We start from the raw sequence: 13,047 nt of genomic DNA on the forward strand, positions 1-13,047 counted from the left end.
TTTTATACATACATAAAGGAAGTGAATCTATGTCCATATTTACCCAATTCGTAAAAAGCATATACTCGCCTAAAGATATGGCGCTATTCCGTTTTCAAAAAATCGGTAAAACCATTTTGTATATTATGCTACTTTGCTTAATTACTACTATTCCAAGAACTTTTTTGTACGGTAGTTTTATCCAAGATGGTGTAAGCATGGTAAATCAAGTCATCGATAAAGATTTACCTGATTTTAAAATTGAAAATGGCGAACTAAAAGCCGATATTGATCAACCTATTGAAAAAGAAGAAGGAAATGCACTTTTCGTATTTGATCCAAATTCAACAGACCTAGAAAAATATCAAAATAAAACAGGTTTATTTGTTTTAAAAGATAAAGTAGTCTCTATGGGAAATGGTCAAATACAAACGTATTCTTATAACGATTTGTTAGGTGCATCTCTTGAGAAAAAAGATCTACAAGAATTTATTTCTTTATTCGATAATATTTATCCGATTTTATTATTTGTTATTGGATTCTTAGTGTACCTATTCCAATTATTCATTACTTTTGTAGGCGTGACTTTACTTGCGTTCATCGGTTCTGCTATGAGCGGTCAACGTAAACTATCCTATAAACAAGTTTGGACACTAACTGCATACAGCTACACAATTCCAACAATCTTCTTTATGATTATGGACGCATGTAAAATTGTCGTACCTGGATCAACATTCATCTATATCGCAGTTGTTTTAATTGTTCTGTACTTAACGATTAAAGAAGTTCCAAAACCGAAAGAAAAATAAGAACGAAAAAAATGCCTAAATAGGCATTTTTTTTTTGGACAAGCATATATTCCTAGCAAAGGAGTGAAGAATATGAAAAGATTAGGTATATTCCTATTCGTGCTTGTTCTCGGTTATATATTTTATTACGATATAAAAATCGGTACTTTACCGATGTTAAGTTCATATAAAAAAACAACTGCTGCTCAAACGATTAAAAAAGAAAACACAGACAGTCAACAAAATAAAGAGAACAAAACAGAAAAAGAAACAGATGTATCTTATAAAACAATTGAAGTAAAAACTGGTGAGACAGTTCTTTCTATTACAGAACAAATTAACAAGAAAAAAATTCCTTCCATAGAAAAAGTCATTGACGACTTTAAACAATTAAATAAAAGTACATCTGCTACAAAAATACAAATTGGAAAGTCTTATAAATTCCCCTTATATCAATAAGCTATCACTTAATCCTTGTCAATTACATAAAGGCGCTGATACAATAGTAAAAGTGAAACCGAGTACTTCGGTTTCTATAGCCCTATATCACGTATACTATCATTGATATGAGGGACTAAATAAGAAACTTCTTTTATAAGGAGAGCGATCTATTCGTGAATGAAATGACTCATCGTACAAAAACACGTCCAGTTAAAGTCGGTAATTTAACAATCGGCGGTAATAATGAATTAATTATACAAAGTATGACAACAACAAAAACACATGATGTTGAAGCAACAGTTGCTGAAATTAAGCGTTTAGAAGAAGCCGGCTGTCAAGTCGTCCGCGTTGCCGTTCCAGATGAACGCGCAGCAGATGCTATTGCTGATATAAAAAAACAAATCAACATTCCACTTGTTGCTGATATTCATTTTGATTATCGCCTTGCTTTAAAAGCAATTGAAGGTGGCATTGATAAAGTACGTATCAATCCAGGTAACATTGGTCGTCGCCATAAAGTAGAAGCTGTTGTAAATGCAGCAAAAGAGCGCGGTATTCCAATCCGTATTGGTGTAAACGCTGGTTCATTAGAGCGTCACATTTTAGAAAAGTACGGGTACCCAACTGCAGATGGTATGGTTGAGAGTGCGCTACATCATATTAAAATTTTAGAGGACTTAGATTTCCACGATATTATCGTATCTATGAAAGCCTCTGATGTTAACTTAGCAATTGAAGCATACGAGAAAGCTGCTCGTGCTTTTGATTATCCATTACATTTAGGTATTACAGAGTCCGGAACATTGTTTGCCGGAACTGTAAAAAGTGCTGCTGGTCTTGGAGCAATCTTAAATAAAGGCATCGGAAATACACTACGTATTTCATTAAGTGCTGATCCAGTTGAAGAAGTAAAAGTTGCTCGTGAACTATTAAAATCATTCGGTCTTGCGTCTAACGCAGCAACACTTATCTCTTGTCCAACTTGTGGTCGTATTGAAATTGATTTAATTAGCATCGCTAACGAAGTGGAAGAATACATCTCTACACTTCAAGTACCAATTAAAGTTGCAGTACTTGGTTGCGCTGTAAATGGTCCTGGTGAAGCTCGTGAAGCTGATATCGGTATTGCCGGTGCACGTGGAGAGGGATTATTATTCCGTAAAGGGCAAGTCGTTCGTAAAGTACCAGAAGAAACAATGGTAGAAGAACTGAAAAAAGAGATCGACGTAATTGCTGCTGAAATGGCTGCTGAGCGAGAAAAAGAAAAAGAGACACAAGAACAATAAAAAGAAGGTTGCCACAATATTTGTGAGCAACCTTCTTTTCTACGTAAAAAAGCTCGTCAGTTTAACCGACGAGCTTTTACTTTGCACATTTTGGACAACGACCATATATTTCAAACTTATGACCCGTTACTTCATAACCGGTAAAATCTTTATTCATAAAATCCATTGGGCAGGAAGTAATCTCTTTCGTTCCCCCACAATCCAAACAAATAAAATGATGATGATGTTCCATAATAGAACAAGTAAAACGAAAATGTTTTTCACCATTTAATTCCGTTTGTTCTAAAACACCAATCTCAGCAAAAACTGTTAAGTTACGATAAATCGTATCAAAACTAAGCCCTGGATAATCGTCCTTCATATGCTCTAAAACGTCTTTCGCAGTTAAATAACGATTATGTGCTGCAAATAATCTGAGCATCTCTTCTCTTTTTCCAGTATGTTTGTATCCTTTTTCTTTCATTAGGCGTAAAGCTTCTGTTAGATTCATACCTATCCCTACTTTATGCAGTTTTTTTCTTCTTCCATAAAATCGCACCGATTAAAATAAGAACTGCTATCATAACAATTGTACCACCTGGCGCTAGATCAAGTTGATACGAAGCAAACATTCCACCAATTACTGCAATTTCACCGAATAAAATGGAAAAGAAAATTGTTTGTTTAAATCCTTTAGCAATACGAATACTTGCTGCAACTGGTAACGTCATTAATGATGATACAAGAAGAACCCCCACTACACGCATTGATACTGCAATGACAAGAGCAACTAATATAATGAAAATAAAGTGAATCCATTTCGCTCTTAAACCAGTTGATACTGCGTATTCCTCATCAAATGATAATAGAAACAGCTCTTTATATAATAAAATAATTGTCGCAACAACAACAATTGCTACAATACCAATAATAATTAAATCTGTACTTGTTACAGCACTGACACTACCAAATAAATAACTAAATAAGTCTGTGTTAAATCCATTTGCAAGTGAAATGAAAATAACTCCAACCCCCATCCCTGCCGAAAGGATAATTGGAATTGCTAATTCTTGATAGTGCTTATATACAGTTCGTAACTTTTCGATTAGTAGCGCTCCACCAATCGAGAAAATCATCCCCATATATAAGGGGTTTAAAAACCCACCTGTAAAAATGGTTTTTTCAAGTAATAAACTTGCTGCAATACCCGATAACGTCACGTGACTTAATGCATCCGCAATAAGAGATAAACGACGAATAACAACAAACACACCAATTAGCGGTGCAACAAGTCCAATTAAAATACCTGCGTATAAAGAATTACGTAAAAAGTCATATTGTAAAAAATCTTGTATCATTATATCCTCCCGTGATGCTCATGTTCGTGTTCTAAACGATGAACATGATGTCCATATAAGACGGACATTTCTGCATCTTCTAACTCTCGGAACTTCTCTACATTTCCATGGAAATGTAGATGTTGGTTTAGGCATGCAACATGTGTTACTTTTTCAGTAACAGCTCCCATATCATGAGTAACAAGAATTAATGTGATCCCGAGCCTTTTGTTTAAATCCTCTAATATTTCGTAAAAACTTTCCACATTTTTTACATCGATTCCAACAGTAGGCTCGTCCAAAATAAGCAATTCAGGATCACTAACGAGCGCACGAGCAATAAATACACGCTGTTGCTGTCCACCAGAAAGCTCTCCAATGTTACGACCTTGAAACTCACTCATCCCTACATCAGCAATTGCTTTTTCTACCTTTTTCTTATCCTCTTTTGTGAAAAAGCGAAAAAGCCCTTTTTTCGAAACAAGTCCCATTGACACAACTTCAGAAACAGTTGCTGGAAAACCAGAATTGAAACTATTTGCCTTTTGGGATACATAACCAACTTTGTTCCATTCCTTAAACTTCTTACTATCAACGCCAAACACGCGAATGCTTCCTTCTTTTGGCTTTAAAACACCTAATAAACACTTAAGTAGAGTTGATTTACCTGAACCATTCGGTCCCACTAAACCTAAAAAAGCTCCCTTCGGAACTTGCAAATTAATATTTTCTAACACATTCCGATCTTCGTATCGGAATGTTAAACCTTCAATTTCTAATATATTATTCATAGCATCTCACCTATTTTAATTCAGAATGATTCCGATTTATATCTATTTGAATTATAGTACAGCTTATTATAGTTGTAAACCAATCTGCCTAAAATATATCTATTTTTTCAAGAAACCTTACTATTATAACAAAAAGCAGAGAAAAATTCTCTGCTTTCGAAAAATATTCCTATAAACTTTTTAGTGAATAGCCGATTTAAACTTACCACCATTTGTCTCTTGCGTGCTCATAATCGTAACAAACGCATTTTCATCAATTTCATGCACAATTGATTTTAACTTCGTCACTTCTAGACGCGTTACAACTGCATAAATAACTTCTTTTTCTTTATCCGTGTAACCACCTTTCGCTACAAGCTTTGTAGTTCCACGGCCAAGACGATGCAAAATCGCGTTTGATACTTCCTCGTATTGATCAGATACAATTAAAACCGCCTTCGTTTCATCTAGCCCTTGAATTACTGTATCGATCGTTTTAAATGCGATATAGTACGTCATAACAGAATACATCGCTTGTTCCACACCAAACACAAATGCTGCCCATGCAAAAATAAATAAGTTCACAAACATTACGAATTCACCAACAGAGAACGGTAATTTCTTCGTTAATAAAATTCCCATAATTTCAGTTCCATCTAGCGATCCACCATGACGAATTACAAGTCCTACACCAAGACCTAAAATAAGACCACCAAACACTGTCGCTAAAATAGGTTCTGTTGTAAATGGTGGTACCGCATGTAACGTTGACTCAATGAAAGCTAACGCTACAATACCAAATGTCGAAGATAACATAAATGTTTTTCCAATTTGCTTATAACCGGAATACATAAATGGGATATTGAGAACAACGACTAAAGTAGAAAAACTTAACCACCAAATGTTAGGAGTAAGATAATCTAATATAAGAGAAATACCAATAATTCCACCATCAATAATTTTATTTGGCATTAAAAATAGTTCAATTGCTACCGCCGCGCATGCTGCTCCAAAAATAATCATAACTAAACGATAAATGAGATGAATAACACTTTCTTTTCGATGTTGCTTTTGCTCCATAAGTCCTCCCTTTACTCTTTTTCTGTAGTTTTGTCCTTATATTATAACATACGCTTCTTTTCCTCATGAAAAAAGAAACTCCATACGAATATGTACAAGCTATATGCTCATATATTTCGATAGAAGAACGCGTGAAGGAGGATAATAAGATGAACCTCATTAAACAAATTGTTAATAAAAAATTAAATCATATTTCTACAAAAGAGTTATTAAAATATAGCAAAGAATATGAAGTTCCCATTACAGCCGCACAAGCTGATCAAATCGTTTTACTTATGAAGGGTAAAAATATTAATATCTACGATAACAACGAGCGACTAGAGCTCTTAAAACAAATCGCAAAAGTAACTTCCCCTGCCACTGCCCAACAAGTAAATACATTATTTCAGCAACTACTAAAATAAGGAGGGGATTTCCCCCTCCTTATTGCGCTTTAATTTTTTCAAGAAGCCCTTCATCAAAAGTGCCGTTTTTCAGCATTTCGATTTCCAATTTGTATGGTGGCTTCTTATCTTTTTTATCTTCCCCTACATACGGTGTTTCAAGAATTTTTGGTACATGCATTAACTGTGGATGATGTACAATGTGATGCAATGCTTTATACCCAATGTGACCAAATCCAATGTTTTCATGACGGTCTTTTCCTGCTCCGCGTACATTTTTACTATCATTAATATGAAGTACTTGTAAACGATCTATACCAACGATCTTATCAAATTCGTTTAATACGCCGTCAAAGTCATTTACAATATCATATCCTGCATCATGCGTATGACATGTATCAAAGCATACAGATAGCTTTTCATTATATTTTACACCATCAATAATTTTTGCAATTTCTTCAAAGCTACGACCGCATTCTGTTCCTTTTCCTGCCATCGTCTCTAACGCAATGTTAACCGTCTGTTCTGGCGTTAATACTTCATTAAGCCCTTTAATAATTTGTTGAATACCAGCATCTGCTCCAGCACCAACGTGCGCTCCTGGGTGAAGAACAATTTGTTTCGCTACACCTAATGCCGATGTTCTTTCAATTTCCATGCGAAGAAAGTCTACTCCTAATTGGAATGTTTCTGGCTTCGTCGTATTCCCAACATTAATAATATAAGGCGCATGGACGATAATTTCCTCAATTCCGTTCAGCTCCATATGTTTTCTTCCTGCTTCTATGTTCAATTCTTCAATTGGTTTTCTTCGTGTATTTTGCGGTGCACCTGTATAAATCATAAACGTTGTTGCACCGTATGAAACAGCCTCTTCACTTGCTGCTAATAACATTTTCTTACCACTCATGGAAACATGAGATCCAATCTTTAACATACAATCACCTCTTCAATATACAATAGATATAATGATAGCATAATTTGTAGAAATATGTAGTGAATTGTTTGTTCACAAAAGATGCACTACACAAATTTATATGACTATTTATACAGACTATACTTTTCATTTAAATTAGCTGGATTAAGTGAAACTTTAATCAATACTTTTCTATCCATATTGATTACACCTCCCACAAATAGCGGGATAAAAAAAAGATAAGGGAAACCCCTTATCTTTTTTTATTGCCATATTTTTTCTTCACTTTGTCACGTTCTGTTGCAAGTTTACGTTTATAGTTTGGTTTTACTTTTTTCGGTTTTTTAATAACTTTCGTTGCCATAACATCAAGTTCGTCATTTGGTTTTTTACGGCTCTTACGACGACGACGCTCACCTAAATCGGCCCACTCATCTCCGCGTAAATCTACATGCTTGAACTCAATATGACGTTGTTTTTCTAAACTATCTAACGCTTCTTCGTTTGCTGGATCATATATCGTCACTGCAATACCAGAATGCCCCGCACGTGCTGTTCTTCCAACGCGGTGAACGAAGAAATCTAAATCTGATGGTAGCTCATAGTTAATAACATGGCTAATCCCTTCAATATCAATACCACGTGCTGCTAAATCAGTCGCAACAATATATTGGAATTCAAGGTCACGAATTTGTTTCATCATTTTTTTACGATCACGTGGTGATAAATCCCCGTGAATTCGTCCAACTTTTAAGCCACGTTCCATTAATCCATCAGCAACTTGGTCTGCCATCTTTTTCGTATTCGTGAAAACAACTGCTAAATACGGTTTAAATTGAAGTAGCATTTTATGCACTAAATCAATTTTATTACGATGTTTAGAAGGCACTAAATAGTGTTCAATGTTTCCAGCTGCAACTTGTTTTGGATTGATATGAATATGCTCTGGATTCTCCATATACTTCTTCAGAAACGGTTTTAGTTTTTGAGGAATTGTTGCAGAGAAAACTAACATTTGCAAGTTTTTAGGCATGCGTGCTGCAATTTTATCTACATCATGAATGAATCCCATATCAAGCATTAAGTCTGCTTCATCGACAATAATCGTATTTGCTTTATGAACAAATAATGCTTGCTCTTCTACTAAATCTTTAATACGTCCTGGTGTTCCAACTACGATATGAGGTTGTTTTTTCAACTTTTCAATTGAGCGTTGTTTATCAGTTCCACCAATTAAACAACGTGCTGTAATCATTTGGTCTTCCGCACAAAACTTTGTTAACTTCACGATTTCTTCGTAAATTTGTTGTGCTAACTCACGAGTAGGCGCTGTAATAACAAGTTGTACTTCTTCACGACTTGCATTAATTCTGTTTAATGTAGGAAGTAAGTATGCATGTGTTTTCCCAGAACCTGTTTGGGATTGTCCAATTACACTTACACCTTTTTTCACGACCGGGAAAATTTTCTGCTGAATTCCTGTCGGCTCTGTAAAGCGTAGTTCACGAACTGCATCTATTAAAAATGGTTTAAAATCATACTGTGTAAAAGTTTGTTGTGTCATAAGTTACACCTTCTTTCTAAAATTTCTACTGCGCGCACAAATCAGTCAAGTCTACATTATATCGAAATCTACAAGTAAAATCCATCTTTAGTTTAGGTTTTCACTTCAAAAACTAACCTTCTTCCCTTTTATTGCATATTGTATGTGTATATACCTAACTGAAGAAAGGAGGATTTCTCACATGTTTCCGAAATCCCCTACAAGGCAAATGTATCCGAATCCAGGGCAGCAACCTTATACACCATATCCAATTCCACAACTACCACCAATGGCACAAAAAAAGAAAGGTTTTCTTGCTAAGCTTTTTAAAAAACACGATCCAACCGAGCCTTTTATGCAAATGGTTCCACCTTACCGACAAATGGAAGGGCAACTGATGATGCATCAGCAACCACCACCGCCGCCACAATATCAACAGCAATATCAGCAGCAATACCAGCAACAATATCAGCAACAATATCAGCAGCAACATCCACAATATCAACCATACATGCAGCAACATCCTGAGCAAATGATACCGCCTCAAATGTATGAATCAAATGAAACGCGCGGCGGCGCAACTACAGCTGCCGCAACAGCAAGCAGTGGCATCGGCAGTTTCTTTTCGAACTTAATTTCGAATCCTACTAATATGATAAACAACATCGAAAAAGTATCCCAAGTCGTTCAATCTGTAGGTCCTGTCGTCGAACAGTATGGTCCTATTATGCGTAGTCTACCAAGCATTGTTAAAATCCTCACCTCTGGAAAAAGTACGGAAGAAAATCAAACGGAAAATGTAACAGAGCCAGTTGAGGTAGAAAGTCCGCCTCCTGCACCTCAAAAAAAGAAACGAAAACGAAAACGAAAGAAAATAGTGATTGAACCTGTAATAGAAAAAGAGTTACCGAAAGAACCAGTTCAACAAACAGCAACAAAACCAAAACTATATGTGTAACAATCCTTTGTTTTCTATCCACTCCTCCTTTATAATGTAAAAGACTATGCACAAAAGTATCCCTTGTTTAGAAGGAGAGGATTACTCATATGAAAATTGTTAAAATTTCCCCTCGTGGTTATTGCTACGGTGTTGTCGATGCAATGGTAATTGCACGTAACGCTGCATTAGATAAATCATTGCCGAGACCCATTTATATTTTAGGTATGATTGTTCACAATAAACATGTTACAGACGCTTTTGAAGAAGATGGAATCATCACATTAGACGGTCCAAGTCGCTTAGAAATTTTAGATAAAATTGATTCTGGTACTGTTATTTTCACAGCACACGGTGTTTCTCCAGAAGTTAAACAACGCGCAAAAGAAAAAGGTTTAACAACAATCGATGCCACTTGCCCAGATGTTACCAAGACGCATGACCTTATCGAAGCTAAGAAAGCGGAAGGGTATCATGTCATTTATATCGGTAAAAAAAATCATCCAGAGCCAGAAGGCGCAGTTGGTATTGCACCTGACATCGTTCACCTTATCGAAAGAGCCGATGATTTAAAAACATTAGAAATTCCAACAGATAAAATTTTAGTAACGAATCAAACAACGATGAGTCAATGGGATGTTCAACATTTAATGGAGGACATTCAAAAAAAATTCCCAACAGCAGAATTCCATAAAGAAATTTGTTTAGCTACTCAAGTTCGCCAAGAAGCTGTCGCTAAACAAGCTGATGTTGCAGACTTAACAATTGTTGTTGGTGATCCGAAAAGTAACAATTCAAATCGCTTAGCACAAGTATCACAAGAAATCGCGGGTACAAAAGCATATCGAGTTGCTGATGTAAGCGAAATTCAATTAGAGTGGCTACAAGGTGTAGAAAACGTAGCTGTTACAGCAGGTGCTTCTACTCCAACGCCGATTACAAAAGAAGTTATCGCGTTCTTAGAGCAATATGACCCAATGAATCCAACAACGTGGGAGAGAGTTAGAAAAGTACCACTTCAAAAGATATTACCTCGCGTAAAGGTGAAGAAAGAACAATAATAAAAACCGTTGCCCTAATGGAGCAACGGTTTTTATTTTTCTTATACAAATGTGAATGGATCTGTATGTAACTGCGAAGCATGAATTTGAACATTTAATTTCTTTGCATCCACTTTTTCTTGCAGTTGCTTTTGTACACCTTGTTTCATTACTTTTTCAACATTATGTCCTGGGTCAACTATATTTAAACCGAGCATCATCGCATCATGAGCAACATGATAGTACATGTCACCAGTTACATATACATCTGCTCCTTTAAATTTCGCTTGGTTTATATATTTATTACCATCTCCACCAAGTACAGCTACTTTACGCACTTTATCATCTAACTTACCGACAACTCTTGCCCCATTCACGTCTAATGATTGTTTCACATGTTCTGCAAATTGACCAAGCGTCATTTCTTCTTGTAAGTATCCTATTTTCCCCAGGCCTAACGTTTCACCTTTATTATCAAGCGGGTACACATCGTATGCTACTTCTTCATATGGATGTGCCGTTACCATTGCTTTAATCACTTTCCGCTGTAATGAAACTGGAATAATCGTTTCGATTCGTACTTCTTCTACACGTTCTAACTGTCCAGTTTCCCCAATATAAGGGTTTGTCCCCTCTTGAGGTACAAATGTGCCTGTACCCTCGCTACTAAACGTACAGTGGCTATAATTGCCGATATGACCAGCACCTGCGTCTCCTAATGCTTTCCTTACTTCTTCTGCATGAGTGACTGGCACAAACACAACAACTTTTTTCATTTCTTCTGCATATGTCGGTGCTAGAACTTCTGTATTTTGCAATCCTAACGCCTCAGCAAGTAAATCATTTACCCCGCCCTTAGCAACATCCACATTTGTATGCGCTGCATAGATTGCAATATCATTTTTAATACACTTTTCAATAATTTTCCCATACGCCTTATCTGTATGAATTGCTTTTAACGGGTTAAAAATTAAAGGATGATGAGCAATAATGACATTTGCCCCTAATTGAATTGCTTCATCCACAACTTCTTCCGTTACATCTAACGCAATCAATACGTGCTGCACGGGTTTATTAAGCGCTCCAATCTGCAGGCCAATCTTATCTCCTTCCATCGCCAAATGCTTCGGATACATACTTTCAAATAAAGAAATAATTTCATGGCCGTTTGGAATTTTACTCATGATAAAACCTCCCCTATCATTTTCATTTTCGCTTCTACTTCCCCACGCTTCGCTTTTGTTTCTTCAGAATCAGCCGCACGTTCCAACTGTTTTAAAATATTTTGGAAGTTTTTTAATTCTCCTTCCCATTTTTCAACGAAAGCCTCACTTTTTTCTTTTATTAAAAATGGTCCCATAAACAATTCAGCTTGTTTATTTTCAGAGTAAGGCGCTACAACATTTCCTCGCTCCCCTACTAAAATTTCGTAAATTTTCCCATCTTCTTTTACGATTTTTTCATGGATAAGCTCCCAACCATTCTCAATAAACCATTCACGAATATGATGCGCTGCAATATTCGGCTGTAAAATTAAACGTGTTACACCTTCTAATTTTTCTTTACCACTTTCTAAAATGTCACGAATTAACGCTCCGCCCATTCCAGCAACCGTAATTACATCTACTTCTCCTGGCGCTATAACAGCTAATCCATTCCCTTTACGCACATCTACTTTATCTTGTAAACCACTTTCAGCTACAGTTGCTTGCGCAGAGCGAAATGGTCCATCTACAACCTCTCCTGCAACTGCTTTTGTAGCAATATTATTTATAATTGTATAACACGGTAAATACGCATGATCCGATCCAATATCAGCAACTGTAGATCCTACTGGTATTTCACGTACAACTTCTTCTAATCGTTTTGAAAGCTTTACTTCATTCATGTATTTCCATTACTCCTTCTCTTGTCAGTCTGTCTCCATGATAATGAATTTATAGTAGTTGTTGCAAGCCCATAACAACAATTCACCGCTCTATCATTCATCGTATTTTAGAAAATATAGAAAAACAAGCCCTTTGCATAAGCAAAAGGCTTGTCATACGGAACTTTATTTTTTCTTCGATAACCAATCAGCTACTTTAGCGGCTTGATCAGCTGGAACTATATTGGCAGGCATATTGCCTTTTCCTTTCGAAAGAATTTCTTTAATTTCATCCTTTGAAAGTTTCCCACCAATTTTTTGTAAGTTAGGTCCAACTGCCCCTTGTAACTGATCACCATGGCAGCTCGTACAGCTTTGCTTCACAATATCCTCTGGCTTTGATGCTGTTTGTGCTGGCTTCCCGCCATTTTTTGCATCAGCTAACTCTTTAGATTTATTTAGCCCCTGAAATGAAAATACAAACATAACGATAATACCCAATGCTGCAATAAGAGCGAACGGAATCAGCGGATTACGTTTCATATCTCTTCTCCCCCCTCTATACCCCTAAATAGTTAGATGATTCAGTCATTTCCATTGTACTTGAAAACGCTCTATCAGAAAAGAGTAAACTACCACTTGTTAAAAATATTCCATAAATTCAGTTTATTGTTTTTTATTGTCATATCGCTTATTATTTC

Annotated in this window: 15 protein-coding genes; 6 read left to right on the top strand and 9 right to left on the bottom strand. The window is 36.1% G+C overall.

All coding sequences use genetic code 11. The features are described from left to right. The first annotated feature begins 29 nt into the window (after window positions 1–29). From yqgB to ispG, 3 genes are all read left to right on the top strand, one after another. The gene (gene yqgB, locus ACQGS6_RS15170; RefSeq protein ID WP_000021899.1) at window positions 30–788 is read left to right on the top strand and encodes a protein YqgB; all 759 of its coding nucleotides are present in this window, start codon (window positions 30–32) and stop codon (window positions 786–788) included. A 72-nt stretch (window positions 789–860) separates the two neighbouring features. Next, the gene (gene yqfZ / locus ACQGS6_RS15175; RefSeq protein ID WP_000825416.1) at window positions 861–1,226 is read left to right on the top strand and encodes a protein YqfZ; all 366 of its coding nucleotides are present in this window, start codon (window positions 861–863) and stop codon (window positions 1,224–1,226) included. A 164-nt stretch (window positions 1,227–1,390) separates the two neighbouring features. Further along, on the top strand, window positions 1,391–2,494 hold the full coding sequence (ispG, locus tag ACQGS6_RS15180) for a flavodoxin-dependent (E)-4-hydroxy-3-methylbut-2-enyl-diphosphate synthase (protein ID WP_153577907.1): 1,104 nt from the start codon (window positions 1,391–1,393) through the stop codon (window positions 2,492–2,494). 76 nt (window positions 2,495–2,570) lie between these two features. On the opposite strand, the gene ACQGS6_RS15185 is transcribed toward ispG, so the two are convergent. The 4 genes from ACQGS6_RS15185 to ACQGS6_RS15200 form a co-directional block, all read right to left on the bottom strand. Beyond that, the gene (locus tag ACQGS6_RS15185) at window positions 2,571–2,984 is read right to left on the bottom strand and encodes a Fur family transcriptional regulator (protein WP_001054516.1); all 414 of its coding nucleotides are present in this window, start codon (window positions 2,982–2,984) and stop codon (window positions 2,571–2,573) included. 13 nt (window positions 2,985–2,997) lie between these two features. Further along, window positions 2,998–3,831: a metal ABC transporter permease gene (locus ACQGS6_RS15190; protein ID WP_000613815.1), complete on the bottom strand. Its 834-nt coding sequence runs from the start codon at window positions 3,829–3,831 to the stop codon at window positions 2,998–3,000. Continuing rightward, the gene (locus ACQGS6_RS15195; RefSeq protein WP_001059662.1) at window positions 3,831–4,601 is read right to left on the bottom strand and encodes a metal ABC transporter ATP-binding protein; all 771 of its coding nucleotides are present in this window, start codon (window positions 4,599–4,601) and stop codon (window positions 3,831–3,833) included. The genes ACQGS6_RS15190 and ACQGS6_RS15195 overlap by 1 nt, the downstream gene beginning before the upstream one ends. Window positions 4,602–4,781: 180 nt before the next feature. Then, entirely contained in the window at window positions 4,782–5,660 is an 879-nt protein-coding gene (locus ACQGS6_RS15200; RefSeq protein ID WP_000435963.1) for a YitT family protein, read from the bottom strand. A gap of 149 nt (window positions 5,661–5,809) precedes the next feature. On the opposite strand from ACQGS6_RS15200, the gene ACQGS6_RS15205 reads away from it, so the two are divergent. Next, window positions 5,810–6,064, top strand: coding sequence for a DUF2624 domain-containing protein (locus tag ACQGS6_RS15205; RefSeq protein ID WP_001048954.1), 255 nt, complete (start codon window positions 5,810–5,812; stop codon window positions 6,062–6,064). 19 nt (window positions 6,065–6,083) lie between these two features. On the opposite strand, the gene ACQGS6_RS15210 is transcribed toward ACQGS6_RS15205, so the two are convergent. Next, complete coding sequence (locus tag ACQGS6_RS15210; RefSeq protein WP_000912460.1) at window positions 6,084–6,980, bottom strand: deoxyribonuclease IV; 897 nt, start codon at window positions 6,978–6,980, stop codon at window positions 6,084–6,086. 232 nt (window positions 6,981–7,212) lie between these two features. Next, on the bottom strand, window positions 7,213–8,523 hold the full coding sequence (locus ACQGS6_RS15215; protein ID WP_000194015.1) for a DEAD/DEAH box helicase: 1,311 nt from the start codon (window positions 8,521–8,523) through the stop codon (window positions 7,213–7,215). A 181-nt stretch (window positions 8,524–8,704) separates the two neighbouring features. On the opposite strand from ACQGS6_RS15215, the gene vrrA reads away from it, so the two are divergent. Both vrrA and ACQGS6_RS15225 read left to right on the top strand, forming a co-directional pair. Continuing rightward, window positions 8,705–9,460, top strand: a complete 756-nt coding sequence (gene vrrA, locus ACQGS6_RS15220; RefSeq protein WP_426965275.1) for a VrrA/YqfQ family protein — start codon at window positions 8,705–8,707, stop codon at window positions 9,458–9,460. 89 nt (window positions 9,461–9,549) lie between these two features. Beyond that, entirely contained in the window at window positions 9,550–10,500 is a 951-nt protein-coding gene (locus tag ACQGS6_RS15225; protein ID WP_000706660.1) for a 4-hydroxy-3-methylbut-2-enyl diphosphate reductase, read from the top strand. Window positions 10,501–10,541: 41 nt separating this feature from the next. On the opposite strand, the gene ACQGS6_RS15230 is transcribed toward ACQGS6_RS15225, so the two are convergent. From ACQGS6_RS15230 to cccA, 3 genes are all read right to left on the bottom strand, one after another. Continuing rightward, window positions 10,542–11,663 carry a Nif3-like dinuclear metal center hexameric protein gene (locus ACQGS6_RS15230; protein ID WP_000036221.1) on the bottom strand — a complete coding sequence of 374 codons (1,122 nt, stop codon included), beginning with the start codon at window positions 11,661–11,663 and terminating at the stop codon, window positions 10,542–10,544. Then, the gene (locus ACQGS6_RS15235) at window positions 11,660–12,367 is read right to left on the bottom strand and encodes a tRNA (adenine(22)-N(1))-methyltransferase (protein ID WP_001006544.1); all 708 of its coding nucleotides are present in this window, start codon (window positions 12,365–12,367) and stop codon (window positions 11,660–11,662) included. Before ACQGS6_RS15235 ends, ACQGS6_RS15230 begins: the two co-directional genes overlap by 4 nt. Before the next feature lie 165 nt (window positions 12,368–12,532). Then, window positions 12,533–12,889: a cytochrome c550 gene (gene cccA / locus ACQGS6_RS15240; protein WP_000828141.1), complete on the bottom strand. Its 357-nt coding sequence runs from the start codon at window positions 12,887–12,889 to the stop codon at window positions 12,533–12,535. Between the last annotated feature and the right edge of the window lie 158 nt (window positions 12,890–13,047).

The organism is Bacillus sp. GMs2/2, from assembly GCF_050172095.1.
GTDB lineage: Bacteria > Bacillota > Bacilli > Bacillales > Bacillaceae_G > Bacillus_A > Bacillus_A cereus.

Bases quoted from the DNA above. Each gene is read 5' to 3' on its own strand.
- vrrA (WP_426965275.1), top strand. From the start codon at position 8,705: ATGTTTCCGAAATCCCCTACAAGGCAAATGTATCCGAATCCAGGGCAG.
- yqgB (WP_000021899.1), top strand. From the start codon at position 30: ATGTCCATATTTACCCAATTCGTAAAAAGCATATACTCGCCTAAAGAT.
- ACQGS6_RS15210 (WP_000912460.1), bottom strand. From the start codon at position 6,980: ATGTTAAAGATTGGATCTCATGTTTCCATGAGTGGTAAGAAAATGTTA.
- yqfZ (WP_000825416.1), top strand. From the start codon at position 861: ATGAAAAGATTAGGTATATTCCTATTCGTGCTTGTTCTCGGTTATATA.
- ACQGS6_RS15190 (WP_000613815.1), bottom strand. From the start codon at position 3,831: ATGATACAAGATTTTTTACAATATGACTTTTTACGTAATTCTTTATAC.
- ispG (WP_153577907.1), top strand. From the start codon at position 1,391: ATGACTCATCGTACAAAAACACGTCCAGTTAAAGTCGGTAATTTAACA.
- ACQGS6_RS15195 (WP_001059662.1), bottom strand. From the start codon at position 4,601: ATGAATAATATATTAGAAATTGAAGGTTTAACATTCCGATACGAAGAT.
- cccA (WP_000828141.1), bottom strand. From the start codon at position 12,889: ATGAAACGTAATCCGCTGATTCCGTTCGCTCTTATTGCAGCATTGGGT.
- ACQGS6_RS15215 (WP_000194015.1), bottom strand. From the start codon at position 8,523: ATGACACAACAAACTTTTACACAGTATGATTTTAAACCATTTTTAATA.
- ACQGS6_RS15230 (WP_000036221.1), bottom strand. From the start codon at position 11,663: ATGAGTAAAATTCCAAACGGCCATGAAATTATTTCTTTATTTGAAAGT.
- ACQGS6_RS15235 (WP_001006544.1), bottom strand. From the start codon at position 12,367: ATGAATGAAGTAAAGCTTTCAAAACGATTAGAAGAAGTTGTACGTGAA.
- ACQGS6_RS15225 (WP_000706660.1), top strand. From the start codon at position 9,550: ATGAAAATTGTTAAAATTTCCCCTCGTGGTTATTGCTACGGTGTTGTC.
- ACQGS6_RS15205 (WP_001048954.1), top strand. From the start codon at position 5,810: ATGAACCTCATTAAACAAATTGTTAATAAAAAATTAAATCATATTTCT.
- ACQGS6_RS15185 (WP_001054516.1), bottom strand. From the start codon at position 2,984: ATGAATCTAACAGAAGCTTTACGCCTAATGAAAGAAAAAGGATACAAA.
- ACQGS6_RS15200 (WP_000435963.1), bottom strand. From the start codon at position 5,660: ATGGAGCAAAAGCAACATCGAAAAGAAAGTGTTATTCATCTCATTTAT.